The sequence below is a fragment of the Neorhizobium vignae genome (genome assembly GCF_000732195.1).
GTDB lineage: Bacteria > Pseudomonadota > Alphaproteobacteria > Rhizobiales > Rhizobiaceae > Neorhizobium > Neorhizobium vignae.
In genome coordinates, this window is record NZ_JNNU01000009.1 from 51,302 (window position 1) to 71,862 (window position 20,561).

Genomic DNA, 20,561 nt, shown 5'->3' on the forward strand with positions numbered 1-20,561 from the left:
CGCCGGCAAGACATTGGTAGTTTTCAGCTTTCTGACGCCGGAAAATCCCACCGTCAATTGCCGTATTGCTCCGCATGCGAGATTGCTGAACAAATCATAATGACTGATTATTTATTAAGCGAAGATGCGCTGAATCTGTATGCACTTTTTATCCCCGCTTTTCCGCCTGTAAAAATTCGGACGCAATAACAACAGCTTGAAGCCTGGCACGCACATTGCATGCACTTTTCTGTACCCGTTCGAAACCGGCCCAGCGCCGCAAGGAGCATTCCGATGACCAAACTCCTTCCCATGAACCGCCGCAACTTTCTCCAGGCTTCCGCCGCCGGCCTGGCCGCCGGCACCGTGCCCGGCCTGTTCGGCTCGCAGGCCATGGCCCAGACGGCGCTCACCGTCGGCTTCATCTATGTCGGCCCTAAGGACGACTATGGTTATAACCAGGCGCATGCCGAGGGTGCGGCCGTCATCAAGAAGATGCCGGGCATCACGCTGGTCGAAGAGGAAAACGTTCCGGAAACCGTCGATGTCCAGAAGACCATGGAATCGATGATCAATCTCGACGGCGCCACCCTGCTCTTCCCGACCTCTTTCGGTTACTTCGACCCCCATATGCTGGCCATGGCTGCCAAATATCCGAAAATCCAGTTCCGCCATTGCGGCGGCCTGTGGACCGAGGGCAAACATCCGGCCAATACCGGCTCCTATTTCGGCTATATCGGCCAGGGCCAGTATCTGAACGGCATCGCCGCCGGTTACGCCACCAAGAGCAAGAAGATCGGCTTCGTTGCCGCCAAGCCCATCCCGCAGGTCGTGCAGAACATCAATTCCTTCCTGCTCGGCGCCCGCTCCGTCGATCCGACCATTACCTGCCAGGTGATCTTCACCGGCGAATGGTCGCTCGCCGTCAAGGAGGCCGAAGCCACCAACGCGCTGATCGACCAGGGCGCCGACGTCGTCACCTGCCATGTGGACAGCCCGAAGGTGGTGGTCGAGACCGCTGCCGGCCGTGGCGCCTTCGTCTGCGGTTACCACGCCAACCAGAGCGCCCTCGCCAAGGACAAGTACCTGACCGGCGCCGAATGGGCCTGGGGCAATGTCTATACCAACTTCATCAAGGCGGCCCAGAGTGGCGGCAAGCTCGGCAATTTCGTCCGTGGCGGCCTGAAGGACGGCTTCGTCAAAATGAGCCCGCTCGGCCCGGCCGTTTCCGCCGAAGGCCGCAAGAAGTTCGAGGCGACGCTTGCCGAGATCATGTCCGGCAAGTTCTCGGTCTTCAAGGGCCCGATCAAGGACAACAAGGGCAATGTCGTCGTCACCGCCGGCACCGCCTTTGCCGAGGATGCGATCGAGCTCGAAAGCATGGGTTACTTGGTCGAGGGCGTGGTCGGTTCGACCTCCTGACGTGATGTCCTGACCTTACGTCCCTAACCTCACGTCAAGGGGGAAAAGCGCCATGACGGCCGAAGCGAACGATCCGAGACTATCCATCGCGGCGGGGGGCAATGCGTCCTTCCGCCCCCTCCTCGAATGGCTGGCGCGACGGGCCGAACCCGTGGCGATCGGGCTCGTGGCGATCCTGATCGGCCTGGCGCTTTTCTCCCTCTTCATCCTGGCGGTCGGCAAGTCGCCGCTTACCCTCTTCCAGCTCATGTACACGGGCGGTTTCGGAAGCTGGTTCTCGATCCAGAACAGCCTTTCGCGGGCCGCGCCGCTACTGCTGACGGCGCTCTGCGTGGCGCTGCCGGCACGGCTCGGCCTCGTCATCATCGGCGCGGAGGGCGCGGTCGTGCTCGGCGGCGTCGCGGCAGCGGCGAGCGCCATGCCCTTCGTCGGCATCGTGCCGCCGATCGTGCTGTTCGTCTTCATGGCTATCGCCGCCATGGTCGTCGGCGGCATCTGGATCGGCTTTGCCGGTTTCCTGCGCCACTATCGCGGCGTCAACGAAACGATCTCCTCGCTGCTGCTCGCTTATATTGCCATCGCCCTGATGAACCAGTTCGTCGAAGGACTGCTGCGCGATCCGGCGAGCTTGAACAAGCCCTCCACCAAACCTCTGCCGAAGGACTACATGCTCGGTCAGATCCCCGGCATGGACGTCCATTGGGGCCTCGTCATCGGCGTCATCGCGTGCATCCTCTCCTGGGTGCTGATCGAGATCACCAGCTTCGGTTTTGCCGCCCGCATCGCCGGCGGCAATGTCCGTGCCGCCCAGATCCAGGGCCTGCCGGTCGGCAAGCTGATCGTCGGCTTCACCGCGATTGCCGGCGGTTTTGCGGGCCTCGCGGGCATGATCGAGGTCGCAGCGGTGCAGGGTAGCGCCAACGCCTCGCTTGCCGCCGGCTACGGTTATACCGGCATCCTCGTCGCCTTCCTGGCGCGGCACAATCCGTTGGCGATCATTCCGGTCGCCATCCTGCTCGGCGGCATCTCCGCCTCCGGCGGCCTGATCCAGCGGCGCATGGGCCTGCCGGATGCCACCGTTCTGGTGCTGCAGGGCACGCTCTTCATCGTCATCCTGTTCTGCGAGACCTTTTACGGCCGCTTCAAGATCTTCAATCCCGACCTCTGGAAAAGGAGCTGACCGATGGAAGACACAGGTATCGGCCTCTGGGGCGTGCCGCTGGCGATCTTCGCAGGCGCCATCCGCGTCTCGACCCCCTTCATCTTCGTCTCGCTCGGCGAGACGATCACCGAGCGTTCCGGCCGCATCAATCTTGGGCTTGAAGGCACGCTCGTCTTCGGCGCCATGACGGCCTATGCGGTCGCGGTGATGACAGGCTCGCCGACACTGGGCGTACTGGCCGCCATGGCGACCGGCGCCATCTTCGGCACGATCCACGGCTGGATCTGCAAATGGCCGAAGGTCAACGACATCGCCATCGGCATCGCCATGATGCAGTTCGGCCTGGGCCTCGCCTTTTTCCTCGGCAAGTCCTTCATCCAGCCGGTGGCGCCGAAATTGCCCTCCATCCCGCTCGGCGGCTGGTCGGCGGTGCCGCAAGTGCAGGCGGCGCTTAACATCAACGTGCTGTTCTTCATCGGCGCCGCACTCGCGCTCTTCCTCTGGTGGGCGTTCAGGAATACCCGTATCGGCCTCACCTTACGCGTCGTCGGTGACAGCACCGATGCGGCCCGCGCCATGGGCATCAGCCCGGACCGCGTCCGCCTTCTGGCGACCGCTGCCGGCGGCTCGCTGGCGGCGATCGGCGGCGCCTACCTGTCGCTCTATTACCCCGGTTCCTGGAACGAGGGTATTTCCTCCGGCCAGGGCCTGATGGCGGTGGCGCTGGTGATCTTCGCTCGCTGGAACCCGATCGGCTGTTTCCTCGCCGCCCTGCTCTTCGGCGGCGCCGGCGCGCTTGGCCCTGCCCTGCAATCGGTCGGCGTGACGCAGGGCTATTATCTGTTCTACGCGGCACCCTACGTGCTCACCCTCATCATCCTGATCGCGACCTCGTCGCCCACCCGCTCGCTTGCCGGTGCGCCAGGCGCGCTGTCGCTGACCAAATAAGGGAGATCGGTCATGAACGGATTGGGCGGCCTCAACAAATCGGAGCACGGCGTCGGTATCGGCCTCGTCCAGCTCCAGCTTCCGGTGACGGTCACCAGGGCGGATCTTGCGAAGCAGACACAGGTGATCGTGGATATGGTCGCCAAGGCGCGACGCAACCAGCCGGGCATGGATCTCGTGGTCTTCCCCGAATATGCGCTGCACGGACTTTCGATGGACATCAATCCGGAGATCATGTGCTCGCTCGACGGCCCGGAAGTCGCGGCCTTCCGTAAGGCCTGCAGGGACAATGGGATCTGGGGCTGCTTCTCGATCATGGAGCTGAACCCCGGCGGCATGCCCTACAATTCCGGCATCGTTATCGACGATAACGGCGACCTGAAGCTCTATTACCGCAAGATGCATCCCTGGGTGCCGGTCGAACCCTGGGAGCCGGGCGATTTCGGCATTCCGGTGATCGACGGACCGAAGGGCGCAAAACTCGCCCTGATCATCTGCCATGACGGCATGTTCCCGGAAATGGCCCGCGAATGCGCCTACAAGGGTGCCGAGATCATGATCCGCACCGCGGGCTATACCGCGCCGATCCGCGAAGCGTGGCGCTTCACCAACCAGTCGAACGCCTTCTGCAACCTGATGGTGACGGCGAGTGTGTGCATGTGCGGCTCGGACGGCACGTTCGATTCCATGGGCGAAGGCATGGTCTGCAATTTCGACGGCACGATCATCGCCCATGGCACGTCCGGCCGCGTCAACGAGATCATTACCGCCGAGGTACGGCCCGATCTGGTGCGCGAGGCCCGGCTTGGCTGGGGCGTCGAGAACAATATCTACCAGTTCGGCCATCGCGGTTACGTCGCGGTATCCGGCGGGGCGGGCGATGCGCCCTACACCTACATGCACGATCTGATTGCCGGGAAATACAGACTGCCCTGGGAGGACGCGGTGAAGGTCACCGACGGCACCTCCTGCGGCTTCGACAAACCCGTGCGGTCTTATGGAGAGACTTTCAAGCTGGCTGGCGAATAGGAGAGACAATGATGGACGCGATGGGTGAAACCAAAGGGCATTATATCGACGCCGATCCCTATGCCTGGCCCTACAACGGCGACCTGAGACCCCAAAACACCGCCCTCATCATCATCGACATGCAGACCGATTTCTGCGGTAAGGGCGGGTATGTCGACCATATGGGTTACGACCTGTCGCTGGTGCAGGCGCCGATCGAGCCGATCAAGACGGTGCTCGCCGCCATGCGCGCCAAGGGCTACCACATCATCCACACCCGCGAAGGCCACCGCCCGGACCTCGCCGACCTGCCGGCCAACAAACGCTGGCGCTCGCAGCGCATCGGCGCCGGCATCGGCGATCCCGGTCCCTGCGGCCGCATCCTGACGAGGGGCGAGCCCGGCTGGGACATCATTCCTGAACTCTACCCGATCGAAGGCGAAGTGATCATCGACAAGCCGGGCAAGGGCTCCTTCTGCGCCACCGACCTCGAACTCATCCTCAACCAGAAGCGCATCGAAAACATCATCCTCACCGGCATCACCACCGACGTCTGCGTCTCGACGACGATGCGCGAGGCGAACGACCGCGGTTTCGAATGCCTGATGCTGGAAGACTGCTGCGGCGCTACCGACTATGGCAATCACCTAGCCGCCATCAAGATGGTCAAGATGCAGGGCGGCGTCTTCGGGTCCGTCTCCAACTCCGCTACCTTGGTGAGCCAGCTGCCATGAACAACATTGTCCGCGATACGCCCCTACCCCAGGCCGGCAAGGCGGTCGGCATTGAAACGCTCGGCATGACCATGCGCTTCGGCTCCTTCACCGCGCTCGACAACGTCTCGATCGACGTGCCGGCCGGCTCATTCCATGCGCTGCTCGGTGAAAACGGCGCCGGCAAGTCGACGCTCGTCAAATGCATCATGGGTTTCTACCACGCAACGTCCGGCTCGCTTTCGGTCGATGGCCGCGAAGTCTCGGTCGCCTCGCCCAAGGACGCCGCGACCTACGGGCTCGGCATGGTCTACCAGCATTTTACGCTGGTCCCGTCGCTGACCGGGGCCGAGAACCTGGTGATCAGCCGCACTTCCGTGCCCTCGGTGATCAACTGGGCGAAGGAGCGTAAGGATCTTGCCGCCTTCATGGAACGCATGCCGTTCCAGATCCCGCTCGAACGGCCGGTCAGCGAACTGGCGGCCGGCGAGAAGCAGAAGCTGGAAATCGTCAAGCAGCTTTATCTCGGCCGCTCCTTCCTCGTCCTCGACGAACCGACCTCGGTCCTGACGCCGGCGGAAGCCGACGAAATGCTCGGTATCGTGCGCGGCATGACCGAACGCGGCGAGCTGACCGTGCTGATGATCAGCCACAAGTTCCACGAGGTGACGAAATTCGCCGACGCGGTGTCGATCCTGCGCCGCGGCAAGCTGGTCGGCACCGGCAAGGTCAGCGAACTTTCAACCGCCGACATGGCGGCGATGATGATCGGCGACGTCAAGCTCGCCGAACTCGACAGCCGCCTGCCGGTGCCGGAAGCTGCGAAATCGGTGCTGAAGGTCGAACAGGTCAAGGCACCGGATCGCTCCGGCCTGAAGACCATCGAGATCGACAATCTTTTTGTCCGTTCCGGCGAGATCGTCGGCATTGCCGGCATTTCCGGCAACGGCCAGAAAGAACTGACCGAAATCCTCGCCGGCCAACGCCCGACCGACCGAGGCACAGTGACCGTCAACGGCGAGGCCTATGGCGCCACGAGGCCGGAGACGCGCAAGAACAACGTCCGCTTCATTCCGGAAGAACCGCTGCAGAACGCCTGCGCGCCAAAAATGACGGTCAGCGAAAACCTCGCCTTCCGCACCTTCGACCTGAAGGGTGACGGCAAGGATGCGATCTGGCTGAACAAGGGCGAGATGAAGAAGCGGGCCTCCTCGCTGATCTCGGATTTCAAGGTCAAGACCGCCTCGTCCTCTTCACCCATCGCCGCCCTCTCCGGCGGCAATGTGCAGCGCGCGGTGCTCGCCCGCGAACTGACCGGCGATGTCGATCTGCTGATCGTCTCCAACCCCTGTTTCGGCCTCGATTTCTCGGCTGTGGCGGAAATCCGCGCCCGCATCATGCGAGCCCGAAACTCCGGTACCGCCGTGCTGCTGCTCTCGGAGGATCTCGACGAACTGCTGGAAATGTCGGACCGCATCATGGTGATTTCGGAGGGCAAGCTGGTCTACGAGACCTCGATCCGCGCCGCCGATATCGGTGTGATCGGCGCCCATATGGCGGGGCATCACTGATGGGTCAGATCAAGGCAGAACCCTTCGCCTTTCCGGCGAAACTGGATGCGCTGGCGCTCATTGTCATCGACATGCAGCGCGATTTCGCCGAGCCCGGCGGTTTTGGCGCCAGCCTCGGCAACGATGTCGGGCGCATCACCAAAATCGTGCCGGACGTCAAACGCCTCATCCAGGGTTTTCGCGATGCCGGCCTGCCGGTCATCCACACGATGGAGTGCCACAAGCCGGACCTTTCCGACCTGCCGCCCGCCAAGCGCGACCGGGGCAATCCGACGCTCAGGATCGGCGATGTCGGCCCCATGGGGCGAGTGCTGATTTCAGGCGAGCCCGGTACGGCGATCATTTCGGAACTTGAGCCGATCGACGGTGAAGTGGTGATTGAAAAGCCCGGCAAAGGCGCCTTCTATGCCACCGAACTCGGTGACGTCCTGAAGGCGAAAGGCATCAGCCAGCTCGTCTTTGCCGGCGTCACGACGGAAGTCTGCGTCCAGACGACGATGCGCGAGGCGAACGATCGCGGTTACGAATGCCTGCTCGCCGAAGAGGCGACCGAGAGCTATTTTCCCGAGTTCAAGGCGGCCGCCATCGCCATGATCCGCGCCCAGGGCGCGATCGTCGGCTGGACCGCCCATGTGGAGGACATTCTGGACGAGATCGCGCTAAAGGGGATGACCAATGCCTGAATCAACCCGCGAACTCCTGACGCTAGGCGGCTGGAAAGACTTGCAATTCGAGCCGTTCCGCGACGAAGTCACGATCCACTGGATCCGCCCCTTCGAGGGGGACCAGCCGGGCGTGGCGCTTTTGAAATACGAGGCCGGCGCCGGCGTTCCCCGCCATCGCCATGAGGGCCTCGAAACCATCCTGGTGCTCGAGGGCGTGCAATCCGACGAGGCGGGCGACTATGGCCGCGGCAGCTATATCGTCAATGCGCCCGGCACCGAACACTCCGTCTGGAGCGATACCGGCTGCGTCGTGCTGATCCAGTGGGACCGGCCGGTGACAATACTGGAAGAGGAAATGGCATGAGCTTGCCGGAACAGACGCCCGCCTTCGATATCGCCTCGCTTCACGCGTTCTACCAGGATGGCGGCAGTGTCGCGGAGATCGTCGAAGCGGTTTTCACGCGCATCGTTGAAGTGAGCGATCCCGGCATCTTCATCCATCTGGCCGACAAGCAGGCAGTGCTGGCAGAAGCCGCCAAACTCGGCGCCTTCGATCCGACAAAACCGCTGTTCGGCATTCCCTTTGCCGTGAAGGACAATATCGACGTCGCCGGCATGCCGACAACAGCCGCCTGCCCGGACTATGCCTGTACGCCCGAGAAGGACGCGACCGTAGTCGGCCTGCTCAAGGCCGCCGGCGCTCTTGTCATCGGCAAGACCAATCTCGACCAGTTCGCGACCGGCCTCGTCGGGGTCCGCTCGCCCTATCCGATCCCGAGAAATGCCATCGACGCGAGGCTCGTGCCGGGCGGTTCATCTTCCGGTTCGGCGGTCGCGACCGCGCAGGGAATCGTCAGCTTCGCGCTCGGCACCGATACCGCCGGCTCAGGCCGCATCCCGGCCGGCCTCAACAATATCGTCGGACTGAAGCCGAGCGTCGGCGCCCTATCGACCACAGGCGTCATTCCCGCCTGCCGCACCCTCGACTGCGTCTCGATCTTCGCGCTGACTACGGACGACGCGTGGACGGTATTCTCCGTCGCCGCGAAATACGACGAGACGGACGCTTATTCGAAGGTCGTTCCGGCGACCGGATTCGGCTCGGCGCAGCCGGTGCTGACGATCGGCATCCCTGACAAGGCCGACCTGCAATTCTTCGGCGATACGGTCATGGAGGCAGCCTATGGCGATGCCGTATCGATGCTCGCAAGGCTCGGGCATCGCATCGTCGAAGTGCCCTTCGGCGAGTTCTACAAGGTTGCCAACCTCCTCTACGAAGGCGCCTGGGTGGCCGAGCGTTATGCGGCGGTAAAGGACTTCTTCGACACGAGGGAAGAGAGCTTCCACCCGGTAACCCGCAGGATCTACGGCGGCGCCAAATCGCTCTCCGCAGCCGACGCCTTCAAGGGTCTTTATGCGCTGCAGGCGCTCAAGAAGACGCTGGCGCCGCTGATCGCCTCCGTCGATCTCTTCTGCGTGCCGACCGCACCGACCCACTATACGCGCGCCGATCTGGATGCAGAGCCGATCCGGGAAAACTCGCGGCTCGGCACCTACACGAATTTCGTCAACTTGGCCGACATGTGCGGCATCGCCGTGCCGACCGGTACCCGCGCCGACGGCCTGCCGGCAAGCGTCACGCTGCTTGCCCCCTCCGGTCGCGACGGCCTTACCGCCTCCGTTGCCCGTGACCTTCACCAGACGAGCGGCCTTTCGCTCGGCGCCACCGGCTGGCCGCTCCCGGCGCCTTCCGAAACGCCCGCAATCGTCGCCGACGATGATCTGATCGATATCATCGTGGTCGGGGCCCACCTTTCCGGCATGCCGCTCAACCATCAGCTTACCGATCTCGACGGCAGCTTCTCCCGCGTCGCAAAAACCTCCGCCGCCTACAGGCTCTACGCGCTCGCCGGCACGGTGCCGCCGAAACCCGGCATGGTCCGCGTCGCAGAAGGCGAAGGCGGCGAGATCGAGGTCGAGGTGTGGAAGCTGACGCCGGCGGCCTTCGGCCTGTTCGTCGCGGCAATCCCGCCGCCGCTCGGCATCGGCACCGTTACCCTGTCGGACGGCACCTCGGCCAAGGGGTTCCTTGCCGAACCGTTCGCGCTTCAGGGCGCGCTCGACATCACCGCCTATGGGGGCTGGCGGGCCTATCTCAAGGAGTTCGCATCGCTGCCGCGGGTCGGCAACGTCGGCTGACCTACTGCGGCTGGCCACGCGGGCAAGCAAATCCGGAAAAGATGCGCATGCGCGGGAACGCCTTCACGCGCCGTCCGTTCGACTGCTGCGCCAATCAGGCGCTGGAGGAGAAATCATGGGTATCGAACAGGCACCGACCGAAAAGGGCCGGGAATCCGCCCGCGGTCTGAAGCAGAGCACCCGCAAGGAAGAGAAGAAGGTCGAAGCCCAAAAGGGTTCGGACCTCGCCAAGGGCGCCGACCGTTTCGAGGAGCGGTCGAAGAGCTCGGACGGCAAGAGCGCCGGGGCCAAACAGCGGTAGAGCGTAAATCGCCCTGCCCCTTACATCGACCAGGTCTCGCTGACGCGGCGGATGCATTGCAGCAGATTGACCGTTGTCGGCGTCATCAGGCCCTTCTTTCGGCGATAGACGCGGAACGTCCGCTGCCAGTCGAGTTCTGGCACGTTGACGCGTGCCATGTTGCCCCGTTCCACGTCCTCGCGCACCAGGGGCAACGGCATCCAGCAGAACATCGCTTCCGAGAGAACCGCGGCCTTGAGGACCGGCACCGAGCGGGAGACGATCGACGGCGCGTTCGGCTCCAGCGCATTGTCGTGGAACCGCCGCTGCCACTCCCTGACGGTCGGTGTGCCCGGTGGAGGCATGGCCCAGTCGAAGCCCGCCGCCTCGGCAAGCGCTACATGCTCCCGGCTGATGATCGGATGATCGGACCTTGCAAAAACCGAGACCGTATCGTGCATGATATCAGGCGTCGCCATGATGATGTCGTCGTCGAGATAAGGCTCCGGTGAGATCGCGATATCGATCGTACCGCCCTTCAGCCCTTCCAGCACCCGGTCCTCCAGGTCCTCTATCACCTGGTACTGCACTTCCGGATGTTGTTTGCGCATCTCGCCGATCACGGCGATGATGAAGCCGCCCACGACGCTCGCCACTCCGCCGATCCGCACCACGCCGCGGCTGGCGCCGCGCATTTGCTGGATCACGTCGGTCGCATTGCCGATCTCGGAAACGACCAGCTTGGCATAGGGAATCAGGGCATCTCCGAACACGGTCGGCACCACCCCGCGCGTCGTGCGCTCGAAGAGAGGAACGCCATAGCTGTCCTCCAGCCGCTTCAGCATCCGCGTGATCGCCGGCTGCGTCATGTTCAAGGCCGTGGCGGCCGCGCCGAGGCTGCCGCGCCGCGCGCATTCCAGAACGATTTGAGCCGAGCGTACATCCAAAGTCATGCCTTGATGTAATGGATTCTTGGAAATTCTTCAATTCCAAGATGGGGCGCTATCTGCGACACTTCCCACGACAAGATATGCGCTCAGGGTGGCAACCCTGAAGGCCGGGAGGAGGCCTCGAAGCTATGAACAAGATGTCGCTGGATTTCCTGTCCGGCAGCACGAAGCTGCGTGGACAGACGGTAAGCGAGGCGGTTTTCGATTTTCTGAGGCAGAAGGGCATCGACCGGATTTTCGGCAATCCGGGCTCCACCGAACTGCCGATGTTCGTCAACGTCCCCGAAGACTTTTCCTATGTGCTCGGCCTGCAGGAATCGATCGTCGTCGCGATGGCGGACGCCTATGCGCAGGTGAGCCGCAAGCCGGCCTTCGTCAACCTGCATTCCGCCGCCGGCCTCGGCCATGCGCTCGGCAATATCTACACGGCCTATCGCAACCGCGCGCCTCTCATCATCACCACCGGCCAGCAGAGCCGCGAGCTGCTGCCGCACGATCCGTTCCTGTTTGCCGAAAGCCCGACCGAGTTTCCAAAGCCCTATGTGAAATGGGCCTGCGAACCGGCTCGCGCAGAAGACGTGCCGGCAGCGATTGCCCGCGCCTACTATATGGCGATGCAGGCGCCGCGCGGCCCGGTCATGGTCTCGGTCCCCTTGGGCGACTGGCAGGCACAGGCAGCCCCGATCGCCATCCGCGACGTGGAAACGGTGATCAGTGCGCCGGCTTCCGCGATCGACGACCTCGCCCGCCGGCTGAACGACGCCCGCGAGCCGGTGCTGGTCGTCGGGCCGGGCGTCGATATCGACAATGCCTGGGATGCCACGGTGCGGCTGGCGGAAATCCTGCAGGCGAAGGTGTGGGTAAGCCCGCTTTCGTCGCGCTGCAGCTTTCCGGAACGCCATCCGCTGTTTGCTGGCTTCCTGCCGGCCTTCCAGCCGAAGCTCGCGAACTGCCTGCATGGCGCAGACCTCGTTCTGGTGCTCGGCGCGCCGGCCTTCACCTATCATTTCGCAGGCTCCGGCCCGGATATCCCGGCTGGCGCCGAACTCTGGCTGATCACCGACGATCCGGCCCAGGCGGCGAGCGCCATCGTCGGCAACGCCATGGTCTCGAACCTGCGCGCCGCCACCGAAAGCCTCGTCTACCGCCTGCGCTGCCGCCCGCAGCGCACCGGCGGCCCGGCCCGCACCATTCCAAGCCTGAAAACGCCGAAGGGCATTACCCAGGAATTCTTCTACCAGACGCTCGCCGACGTCCGCTCGCCGGACAGCATCGTGTTCGAGGAAGCCCCAAGCGGCCGTGACGCGCTGCACGACTTCTTCCCCATCGAACGGCCCGGCGGCTTTTTCGCCACCGCCAGCGGCGGGCTCGGCTATGCCCTGCCCGGCTCGGTCGGTGCCGCTCTGACCAGGCCGGAACATCCGGTCATCGCCGTGATCGGCGACGGATCGAGCCTCTATTCCATCCAGTCGATCTGGTCAGCCGTCGAATACGATGCCGATCTCATGATCGTCATCCTCAACAACGGCGGCTACAAGGTGCTGAAGGCGATTGCCGAGCGTAGCGGCTCCGGCCGTATCGACGGGGTCGATATCGGCCACATGGATTTCGTGCAAATCGCCGAGGCGCAGGGCTGCAAGGCCGTTCGCTGCGAAAAGGGCGATGAACTGTCGTCATGCCTACGGGACCTTCTCAAGATGAAGGGGCCGCGGCTTTTGGAAATCATGCTATCCGAGGAGGAGACTGAAATGAATGTCGCTGTCAGAAACGAACAGATCCTGAAAACCCCCGAAAAATTCTTCATCGGCGGGGAATGGGTCGCCCCGCTCGGCACCAACAAGCTCGACGTCATCTCGCCGGTGACCGAAGAAGTGCTGATGAGCTATCCGGAAGCCAGCAATGCCGATATCGACAAGGCCGTTGCCGCCGCCCGCGACGCCTTCGACAACGGCCCGTGGCCGCGCATGACCTTCAAGGAACGCGCCGGTTACCTGCGCAAGGTCGCGGACCTGCTCACCGCCCGCCTCGACGAGATCGCCAATGCCTGGACCACCCAGGTCGGCGCGCCGATCTTCCTGACCAAGAAGCTGGTCGGCCAGAACCCCGGCCTTTTCAACTATTATGCCGGCCTGATCGAGAACGACGAGTTCGTCGATCAGCGCAAGCGTGCCGATGGCGGCGAAGTCCGCGTCGTGCGCGAGCCGGTCGGCGTCTGCGCCGCGATCACGCCGTGGAACGCGCCAATGGTGCTCCTCAACTACAAGGTCTCGGCAGCGCTTGCCGCCGGCTGCACGATTGTCGCCAAACCGTCGCCGGAGACCCCGCTGGACGCTTACCTTCTGGCCGAGTGCATCGAACAGGCCGGGCTGCCCAAGGGCGTCTTCAACCTCGTTCCGGCCGGCCGCGAAGGCGGCGATTACCTCGTCCGCCACACGGGCATCGACAAGGTCTCCTTCACCGGCTCGACCATCGCCGGCAAGGCGATCGCCGCAGCCTGCGCAGACCGTCTGGCCCGCGTCAGCCTGGAACTCGGCGGCAAGTCCGCGGCCGTTCTTCTCGACGATGCCGACTTCGCCAAGGCGCTGCCGGCGCTGATGGTCTATTCCATGCCGATCACCGGCCAGGTCTGCTTCTCGCTGACCCGCATCCTGGTGCCGGAATCCCGCAAGCAGGAATTCATCGACCTCTATGTCGGCGCCGTGAAGAACATCAAGGTCGGCGATCCGGCGGATCCAACCACTCAGATGGGCCCGCTCACAATGGCTCGCCAGCTTGCCCGCGTCGAAGGCTACATCGCTGCCGGCCGCGCAGGCGGTGCGACGGTTGCCTGCGGCGGCGGGCGCCCGAAGGGCCTCGACCGCGGCTACTTCATCGAGCCGACCGTCTTCACCGACGTGACGATGGACATGAAGATCGCCCAGGAGGAAATCTTCGGCCCGGTCGTGTCGATCATCAGCTACAAGGACGATGACGAAGCGGCAAGGATCGCCAACGACACGACATATGGCCTGTCCGGCGCCGTCTTCACGGCCAATCCGGAGCGTGGTTATGCGTTTGCCCGCCGCATGCGGACCGGCAGCGTCACCGTCAACGGCATGATCGTCGACATCCACCATCCGTTCGGCGGCTTCAAGCAGTCCGGCATCGGCCGCGAAGGTGGTCCGGAAGGTCTCGAAAACTATTTTGAGGTCAAGACGATCCATATGGCCTGAGGCCAGCGGGTTTTCATAGTCAACAAAAAGGCCGCCGGTTTGATGATCCGGCGGCCTTTCCATTTCTCGGTGGACTGGTGGATCAGAGCACTTCGAAAACGCTGATGCGCACAGCACTTGCCAGACGCTCGCCGGTGCCGATGAAGATCGTATGGTTCAGCCAGGCATAGCGCGGATCGCCGGTCTGCAGACGCGGCGTTGTGCGCATGTAATAGAGCGCCGGATCGACCGTCTCGCCCGCCGCCAATTTGGCCAGCACGTCTGCCGGCCCATGCCGGAAGCCGAAATTGCGGATGTCGATCATCGCCCCGTCATGGGTTTCGATCACGTAGCGCGTGTCGAGTTCCGCATACCCGGCGTCATAGACGCTTTGCCAGTCGGCGCCGAGATTGAGGACGCGCCCCGAAAGGCGCTCCCCCTCGACCACGCCGCCGATGATCGGGATGATCCGCCATCGGCCGCCCGGGCCGCCTCCCTTCTCGATCGGCGTCCCGAGTTCGGCGCGGATTTCGCAAAACTGTCTGAGGCTCGGAGCGATCATGTGCGTCATCTCATCGTTTGCGGCAGCCAGAGCGAGATCACCGGGAACGCCACCAGCAGGAAAAGCCGGATGATATCGTTGAGAATGAAAGGCATGACGCCGCCGTAGATCGTGGTGATCTTCACGTCCTTCGCAATCGAATTGATGACGAAGACATTGATTCCGACGGGCGGCATGATCATGCCGAGCTGGCAGGCGACGACGATGATGATGCCGAACCAGACCGGGTCGAAGCCAAGATGGCCGATGACCGGGAACACGATCGGCACGAGCAGGATGATCATCGCCATCTCGTCCATCAAAGCCCCCGCGATCAGGAAAATGACCAGGATCAGCGTCAATGTCCCGTATGGCCCGAGATCCATTCCCACCAGCAGTGCCGTCAGCTTCTGCGGCGACTGGGTGATCGCCAGGAAATAGCCGAACAGGATGGCGCCGATCAGCACGCTGAACAGCGAAACCGACGTCCGGAGCGACTCCACGAGGCTCGCCATAATGGACCGATAGTTCAGCCGGCCGCGCAGCAGGCCGATGACCATGGTCATCAGGGCCCCGACCGCCGCCGCTTCCGTCGCGGTTGCGATGCCGAGATAGATTACCCCGATGACCGAAATGAAAAGAAGCATGACGGCCCAGACGTCCCGAAGCGATGCGAGAGCTTCCCTCAGCTCGAACGGCTTTCCGGGCGGCAACCGCTTGCCGTGGGCGATCAGCACGGTCGCCATGTACATGAAGGTCGCCATGATGCCGGGGATGATGCCGGCCATCAGCAGCTGCGCGACATCCGTCTCCGTCAGAAAGGCGTAGACGACCATGATCACCGAAGGCGGGATCAGGATGCCGAGCGTGCCGCCTGCGGCGATGACGCCGGTCGAGGTGGCATCGGCGTATTTCGCCTTGCGCATCTCTGGCAGCGCGATGCGGGTCATTGTCGCGGCGGTCGCAATCGAACTGCCGCAGATCGCCGCAAATCCGGCGCAGGCGCCGATCGTGGAGAGGGCGAGCCCTCCCCGGAACTGTCCGAGCCACGCATTGCCCGTCCTGAACAGTTCCCGCGACATGCCGGAATTGGTGGCAAAGGCCCCCATCAGGATGAAGAACGGCACGAGCGTCAGGTTGAAGTCGGTAATGACGCGGATCGGCGATGTCGTCAGCAGGTTGAGCGCCGGCGACATGCCGCGCATGGCGGCAAAGCCGAATATGCCGACCAGCCCCATCGAAACCCCGAGCGGAACGCGCAGGCCCATGAGCACGAACATGGCGACAAAGCCGCCGATAGCGACGAGATCAGCAGTATTCATACGCCGTGGCCCTCAAGCGGATCGATATCTTCAGGTTCCCGCCGAACGAAAGGCGAGATCGCGGTGGTGACGACGGCCGATGCGCAGCCGAGCCAGATCAGTCCGATCAATGGCCAGACGGGGATGCGCAGATCGAACGTCGCTTCATTGCTCCGATAGGCGCTGGCGAGGCGGAAGGACATCATGTAGGCGAGCATGGCCGTGAAGGCGAGGAGCAGGGCCCAGGCGATGAAATTGAGGATGCGGCGCCCCCGCGGGCCCATCGGCTCGTAGACCAGGTCGACCGCGATATGCCCGCCGCGATAACCGAGCGACGCCAGGCCCCACATGATGCAGGCGCCGATCAGATAGCGCGAAATATCGAAGGAGTCTGGGATCGGCCACGCCAGGACATAGCGGCCGACGGTGGAAGCGACGATCAGGATGGTACACAGCCCCAGCAGGATGCCTGCCACAAGATCGACCACGTCGCTGAAGCGTTCCAGATAGCGGTTCATGGACAGCACTCGATGAACGGATGGAAAACGGCGGGCGCCGCGACAGCACCCGCCTGCGAATGGTCCCGAACGCGCTATTTCACGTCGGCGCCGTATTTCTTGAGTGTCTCTTGCAGGCCCGCCCAGGCTGCCTTCGCGTCTATGCCGGCCTTGGTGGCTGCAGCCTCCCATTCGCCCTGCAGCGAACCTGTCGCCTTTTTCCAGAGGCCCACCTCATCCGGGGTCGGCTTGTAGAGGGTGTGGCCGCCCGCATCGATCATCTTCTGGCGCCCGGCCGCTTCCGCATCGGCCCATTTGCTGGCCATCTTCTCGGCCCATTCCGGCGTGCAGTGATCGTCGATCACCTTGCGGTCGGCGGCGGAAAGCCCGTCGATCTTGGCCTTGTTCATCACGAAGGCAAAGGTTGTGGCGTAGAACGGCAGGTCGAGATGATGCTTGGTCACGTCCTGCAGACCGAACGTATAGATCGAATTCCAGGGCGAGGCGGTCATGTCGGCACCTCCCTTGGAGATCAGTTCGCGCATTTCGCCCGCCGGCACCTGCACCGATGCGGCCCCGAGCGAGCTCACCATGCGGGCCATGGTCGCGTGCGCCGGGCGGATGTTCTTGCCCTTGAGGTCGGCAGGAACCTGGATCGGTCCCTTGACGCCGTGCAGCGTTCCCGGGTCATGCAGATGCACCATGCAGACGTAGACGTCCTTCATTTCCTTCTGGGCGTACTGTCCATACCATTCGTCGAGCGCCCGCGACCCGCCCTTGGCATTGGCGATCAGGAAGGGAATTTCGCCCGCCGCGATGATCGGAAAGCGCCCTGGCTGATAACCCGGATTGATGAAGCCGATGTCGACGATGCCGTCGCGCGCCATGTCGTAATGATCGGGTGCGGCGCCGAGCTGGGAGGCAGGGTATATGGTGATGTTGATGCGCCCGCCGGACGCTTCCTTGATCGATTTCGCCCAAGGCTCCATCCCGCCCGGTTGCAGCGCATGGGTGGCGGGGACCCAGTGCGACAATGTCAGTTCCACGTCGGCGGCGTGAGCGGGTGCAGTCAGCGCCGCGAGGCAGGCCGAAGCGAGCAATGCCTTCAGTTTCATGTGTTTCTCCTCCTTTGAGATCAGAGGCCGGCGGGGCTCCCTCCCCGCTCCGGCCGACGAATATCGCGGTCAACCCACCAGGAGAGTTCAAGTCCCGGGCAGATCGCCGAAGTCGTTGGAAGTTCCGTGAAAAGACGCGATTGCGCGACGCATAAAAACGGCCGGCGAAAGATGCGCCGAAAGGTCGGCGGCGACGCGGCCGCGCGTCATCTCCGCAGCCGGAACCGAACCCGCCATGTCTGTGGCAGAAGCAGCTGTCCCGGCCAGTGTTGTATACATGTATTTCCTCCCGTGCCCGGTCTCCCAAGGTGACGCCGTCCTCCCGACATCGCCTACCCGAACATTCGAATTTCAACACATCCGGCCTGAAACAACAAGCTTCCTTTTCGTTTTGGATACAAAAAGTCAGGGTTCCTGAGATTTTTTCGATAGGCACTTCAACCGCCGTTCAAACCGTCTAGAATGTCGCGGCGGCACTTATTGCATACACGGCAGAAGGAATGCGGCAACAAGGCCAGGCTGGAAGGCGCTGGTCCGAAGGAGGGAATGTTCGGCCGGGAGAAACTGCCCGCCGATCGGTTGGGATACGGTATCGGCGTCCAAAACCGTTCGCGGAAGCATCGGGACGCGCCAAGATTTCCGGCCCGGGTTCCTTTGAATCCGTAGGCCGGATCGCGCCTCGGGCACGATTATTTCAAGTCATCATTGCGGCATCAGGGAGGAAGAAAAAATGGATGATCTCGTCACGCCGGTCGGTCAGGCGGTTGCGAAACTCAAGGGCATTCTCGGTGACAGGTTGGTGACGTCGGCCGCCGTCCGCGAACACCACAGCCACGATACGTCGCGGCTGGCCCCTCACCTGCCCGATGCCGTCGTTTTTCCGCGCACCGAAGAGGAGGTCCAGGCGATCGTCTCGGCATGTGCTGCGCATGGCGTTCCGGTCGTGCCCTTCGGCGCGGGATCTTCGATGGAGGGCCACACGATCCCGATCCGCGGCGGCATTTCGCTGGACACCCGCGAGATGAACAGGATCATCGAGATCCGGACGGAAGATCTGCTGGCCGTCGTGCAGCCCGGCGTCACCCGCAAGCAGCTGAATGTGGACCTGCGCGAAACCGGCCTGATGTTCTCGGTCGATCCCGGCGCCGACGCCTCGATCGGCGGCATGGCCTCCACCCGCGGCAGCGGCACCACCTCGGTCCGCTACGGCACGATGCGCGAAAACGTGCTGGCTCTTCGGGTGGTGACACCCGACGGCGAGGCCATCCAGACCGGCTCGCGGGCCAGAAAATCCTCGTCCGGTTATGACCTGACGCATCTCTTCGTCGGCTCCGAAGGCACGCTCGGCGTCATCACCGAATTGACGGTCCGCCTGCATCCGATCCCGGAGGCCATTTCATCGGCGATCTGCTCCTTCCCGACGGTCGCCAATGCCGTAGAAGCAGTGATCGAGGCGGTGCAATATGGCATCCCGGTCGCCCGCGTCGAATTCCTCGATGAGGTGGCGATCGCCTCGACCAACAATTATTCGAAGCTCGACCTGCCGGTCGCCCCCACCCTGTTTTTCGAGTTCCACGGCACCGAGGCCTGGGTAAAGGAACAGGCGCAACTGGTCGAGGAGATCACCAAGGGCCATGACGCGATCTCCTTTCGCTGGACCGCGGATGCCGACGAGCGCGCCAAACTCTGGCAGGCCCGCCACGATCTCTACTGGGCGACCAAGGCGATCATTCCCGGCTACGAACTCTATACCGGCGACATCTGCGTGCCGATCTCGCGGCTTGCCGAAAGCATCGTCGCGGCGCGCGCCGATATCGACGCCTCGTCGCTGAAGGGCCAGATCATCGGCCATGTCGGCGACGGCAATTTCCACACCGCCTACCTGATCGACCCGAACAATCCGGACCACCTGAGAGAAGCCGACGAGATGGCCGACCGCGTCGTCGAGCGGGCGCTCGCCGTCGGCGGCACCGCCAGCGGCGAACACGGCATCGGCATCGCCAAGCTCAAGTTCATGCGCAAGGAACACGGCAAGGCGGTGGACGTGATGAAGAAGATCAAGGCGGCACTCGATCCGCTGGGGATCATGAACCCGGGGAAGATGGGGGATGCTGGCTAGGTAGCTACTTGGTGTAATCAAAATCTTGGAACGGATCAGCTTCTCCCTCCAAGATTTGCCAATTGAAATCGTATCTATCGTTTGTGGGTATGTTCTCAGGAAATTTTATAAGGAAGTAGCTTCCAATACCGTGCTCGAATTTATCGAGCGGTACATCAATGTTAATTGAAAGCGATGCAGTCGATGAAAATGCTCCATCGAGAAATTGCGATGAAAGCACGACTAGTAGGCCAGCCACTGCATTCAACAGATTGTCAAAATTTGCTTTCCGAAACTCGTTGTGCCGGTCGTGTTTCGACGAATTATATGCCTGATACCATATAGGCTTGCCATGCTCTAGCCAGCCTTTGAAGGGATGGAAAACTTTATTGTTGCCCCGCCACACCGGCGCCCTCACTTGGTATTCAGACAGAAAATGCGACGCTTCCATCTTCTTATAGTCAGCAATATTAAGGCCATTTGCCTTTGGGAATTTGTTTTCTCGAAGGATTGCTTTAAAATTTGCCTCGATTTCAGTGCAAGCACGAAGCAACAACTCATGAATCCGAAATGAGTATGTACAATTATTCAAATCATCAGGCTCGATGTAATCAAAAAGATCAATGACATCTTTCTGAATTATCTCGTATGCTCGAATGTAGTGGGCTGCATCGGTACTGAATTTCGGATGGCGCATATACTTCCATCGGCCACCTTCAGAGTATTCACCGTCTATGAACTGCCGAATAGTTCGTCGAAATGGCTTGCCTACGGACATATTCCCTCCAGCGCGTGGAATGGCTACCCTACAATAAATTGGATACAAAGAAATCGGCTGAGCGATCGAGCCGGGGAGCGCCCTCAACTCTCGCCCAAAACGAAAAACGGCGCCCGAAGGCGCCGTTCTCATGTGATATCCTG

The 20,561-nt window shown here is 62.4% G+C and carries 18 protein-coding genes; 12 read left to right on the forward strand and 6 right to left on the reverse strand.

Annotated elements, in window-relative coordinates:
• The first annotated feature begins 273 nt into the window (after positions 1-273).
• The 10 genes from GQ59_RS16690 (at position 274) to GQ59_RS16735 (ending at position 9,968) form a co-directional block, all read left to right on the forward strand.
• Entirely contained in the window at positions 274-1,401 is a 1,128-nt protein-coding gene (locus GQ59_RS16690; protein ID WP_037083285.1) for a BMP family ABC transporter substrate-binding protein, read from the forward strand.
• A 52-nt stretch (positions 1,402-1,453) separates the two neighbouring features.
• A complete protein-coding gene (locus GQ59_RS16695; RefSeq protein ID WP_037083288.1) occupies positions 1,454-2,581 on the forward strand; it encodes an ABC transporter permease in 1,128 nt (375 codons plus the stop codon).
• Between the two features lie 3 nt (positions 2,582-2,584).
• Complete coding sequence (locus GQ59_RS16700; protein WP_037083290.1) at positions 2,585-3,511, forward strand: ABC transporter permease; 927 nt, start codon at positions 2,585-2,587, stop codon at positions 3,509-3,511.
• 12 nt (positions 3,512-3,523) lie between these two features.
• On the forward strand, positions 3,524-4,540 hold the full coding sequence (locus tag GQ59_RS16705; protein ID WP_037083293.1) for a formamidase: 1,017 nt from the start codon (positions 3,524-3,526) through the stop codon (positions 4,538-4,540).
• An 11-nt stretch (positions 4,541-4,551) separates the two neighbouring features.
• Entirely contained in the window at positions 4,552-5,253 is a 702-nt protein-coding gene (gene biuH / locus GQ59_RS16710; RefSeq protein ID WP_037083615.1) for a biuret amidohydrolase, read from the forward strand.
• Positions 5,250-6,803, forward strand: a complete 1,554-nt coding sequence (locus tag GQ59_RS16715) for an ABC transporter ATP-binding protein (RefSeq protein WP_037083296.1) — start codon at positions 5,250-5,252, stop codon at positions 6,801-6,803. The genes biuH and GQ59_RS16715 overlap by 4 nt, the downstream gene beginning before the upstream one ends.
• On the forward strand, positions 6,803-7,486 hold the full coding sequence (locus GQ59_RS16720; RefSeq protein WP_037083298.1) for a cysteine hydrolase family protein: 684 nt from the start codon (positions 6,803-6,805) through the stop codon (positions 7,484-7,486). Before GQ59_RS16715 ends, GQ59_RS16720 begins: the two co-directional genes overlap by 1 nt.
• Positions 7,479-7,832 (forward strand): cupin domain-containing protein, encoded by a 354-nt coding sequence (locus tag GQ59_RS16725; RefSeq protein WP_037083300.1) that lies wholly within the window; start codon positions 7,479-7,481, stop codon positions 7,830-7,832. The genes GQ59_RS16720 and GQ59_RS16725 overlap by 8 nt, the downstream gene beginning before the upstream one ends.
• Entirely contained in the window at positions 7,829-9,667 is a 1,839-nt protein-coding gene (gene atzF, locus GQ59_RS16730) for an allophanate hydrolase (protein ID WP_037083301.1), read from the forward strand. The genes GQ59_RS16725 and atzF overlap by 4 nt, the downstream gene beginning before the upstream one ends.
• Positions 9,668-9,782: 115 nt before the next feature.
• Entirely contained in the window at positions 9,783-9,968 is a 186-nt protein-coding gene (locus tag GQ59_RS16735) for a hypothetical protein (RefSeq protein ID WP_037083302.1), read from the forward strand.
• Between the two features lie 20 nt (positions 9,969-9,988).
• On the opposite strand, the gene GQ59_RS16740 is transcribed toward GQ59_RS16735, so the two are convergent.
• Positions 9,989-10,900 carry a LysR family transcriptional regulator gene (locus GQ59_RS16740; protein ID WP_051904014.1) on the reverse strand — a complete coding sequence of 304 codons (912 nt, stop codon included), beginning with the start codon at positions 10,898-10,900 and terminating at the stop codon, positions 9,989-9,991.
• Positions 10,901-11,025: 125 nt separating this feature from the next.
• Between GQ59_RS16740 and mdlC the strand changes: the two genes are divergently transcribed.
• Positions 11,026-14,109, forward strand: a complete 3,084-nt coding sequence (mdlC, locus tag GQ59_RS33335; protein WP_201772427.1) for a benzoylformate decarboxylase — start codon at positions 11,026-11,028, stop codon at positions 14,107-14,109.
• Positions 14,110-14,191: 82 nt separating this feature from the next.
• Here mdlC and GQ59_RS16760 read toward each other — a convergent pair whose 3' ends face one another.
• From GQ59_RS16760 to GQ59_RS16775, 4 genes are all read right to left on the reverse strand, one after another.
• The gene (locus tag GQ59_RS16760; RefSeq protein ID WP_037083307.1) at positions 14,192-14,650 is read right to left on the reverse strand and encodes a DUF3237 domain-containing protein; all 459 of its coding nucleotides are present in this window, start codon (positions 14,648-14,650) and stop codon (positions 14,192-14,194) included.
• Between the two features lie 5 nt (positions 14,651-14,655).
• Positions 14,656-15,951, reverse strand: a complete 1,296-nt coding sequence (locus GQ59_RS16765; protein WP_037083308.1) for a TRAP transporter large permease — start codon at positions 15,949-15,951, stop codon at positions 14,656-14,658.
• Positions 15,948-16,448: a TRAP transporter small permease gene (locus GQ59_RS16770; RefSeq protein ID WP_037083310.1), complete on the reverse strand. Its 501-nt coding sequence runs from the start codon at positions 16,446-16,448 to the stop codon at positions 15,948-15,950. The genes GQ59_RS16765 and GQ59_RS16770 overlap by 4 nt, the downstream gene beginning before the upstream one ends.
• 74 nt (positions 16,449-16,522) lie before the next feature.
• The gene (locus GQ59_RS16775) at positions 16,523-17,542 is read right to left on the reverse strand and encodes a TRAP transporter substrate-binding protein (protein WP_037083313.1); all 1,020 of its coding nucleotides are present in this window, start codon (positions 17,540-17,542) and stop codon (positions 16,523-16,525) included.
• Between the two features lie 730 nt (positions 17,543-18,272).
• On the opposite strand from GQ59_RS16775, the gene GQ59_RS16785 reads away from it, so the two are divergent.
• A complete protein-coding gene (locus GQ59_RS16785) occupies positions 18,273-19,661 on the forward strand; it encodes an FAD-binding oxidoreductase (RefSeq protein WP_051904015.1) in 1,389 nt (462 codons plus the stop codon).
• Between the two features lie 4 nt (positions 19,662-19,665).
• On the opposite strand, the gene GQ59_RS16790 is transcribed toward GQ59_RS16785, so the two are convergent.
• Positions 19,666-20,550, reverse strand: a complete 885-nt coding sequence (locus tag GQ59_RS16790) for a hypothetical protein (RefSeq protein WP_152564363.1) — start codon at positions 20,548-20,550, stop codon at positions 19,666-19,668.
• Positions 20,551-20,561: the final 11 nt, after the last annotated feature.

Coding starts and splice junctions, on each gene's coding strand:
- GQ59_RS16690 (WP_037083285.1), top strand. CDS start 274: ATGACCAAACTCCTTCCCATGAACCGCCGCAACTTTCTCCAGGCTTCC.
- GQ59_RS16695 (WP_037083288.1), top strand. CDS start 1,454: ATGACGGCCGAAGCGAACGATCCGAGACTATCCATCGCGGCGGGGGGC.
- GQ59_RS16700 (WP_037083290.1), top strand. CDS start 2,585: ATGGAAGACACAGGTATCGGCCTCTGGGGCGTGCCGCTGGCGATCTTC.
- GQ59_RS16705 (WP_037083293.1), top strand. CDS start 3,524: ATGAACGGATTGGGCGGCCTCAACAAATCGGAGCACGGCGTCGGTATC.
- biuH (WP_037083615.1), top strand. CDS start 4,552: ATGGACGCGATGGGTGAAACCAAAGGGCATTATATCGACGCCGATCCC.
- GQ59_RS16715 (WP_037083296.1), top strand. CDS start 5,250: ATGAACAACATTGTCCGCGATACGCCCCTACCCCAGGCCGGCAAGGCG.
- GQ59_RS16720 (WP_037083298.1), top strand. CDS start 6,803: ATGGGTCAGATCAAGGCAGAACCCTTCGCCTTTCCGGCGAAACTGGAT.
- GQ59_RS16725 (WP_037083300.1), top strand. CDS start 7,479: ATGCCTGAATCAACCCGCGAACTCCTGACGCTAGGCGGCTGGAAAGAC.
- atzF (WP_037083301.1), top strand. CDS start 7,829: ATGAGCTTGCCGGAACAGACGCCCGCCTTCGATATCGCCTCGCTTCAC.
- GQ59_RS16735 (WP_037083302.1), top strand. CDS start 9,783: ATGGGTATCGAACAGGCACCGACCGAAAAGGGCCGGGAATCCGCCCGC.
- GQ59_RS16740 (WP_051904014.1), bottom strand. CDS start 10,900: ATGACTTTGGATGTACGCTCGGCTCAAATCGTTCTGGAATGCGCGCGG.
- mdlC (WP_201772427.1), top strand. CDS start 11,026: ATGAACAAGATGTCGCTGGATTTCCTGTCCGGCAGCACGAAGCTGCGT.
- GQ59_RS16760 (WP_037083307.1), bottom strand. CDS start 14,650: ATGATCGCTCCGAGCCTCAGACAGTTTTGCGAAATCCGCGCCGAACTC.
- GQ59_RS16765 (WP_037083308.1), bottom strand. CDS start 15,951: ATGAATACTGCTGATCTCGTCGCTATCGGCGGCTTTGTCGCCATGTTC.
- GQ59_RS16770 (WP_037083310.1), bottom strand. CDS start 16,448: ATGAACCGCTATCTGGAACGCTTCAGCGACGTGGTCGATCTTGTGGCA.
- GQ59_RS16775 (WP_037083313.1), bottom strand. CDS start 17,542: ATGAAACTGAAGGCATTGCTCGCTTCGGCCTGCCTCGCGGCGCTGACT.
- GQ59_RS16785 (WP_051904015.1), top strand. CDS start 18,273: ATGGATGATCTCGTCACGCCGGTCGGTCAGGCGGTTGCGAAACTCAAG.
- GQ59_RS16790 (WP_152564363.1), bottom strand. CDS start 20,550: ATGAGAACGGCGCCTTCGGGCGCCGTTTTTCGTTTTGGGCGAGAGTTG.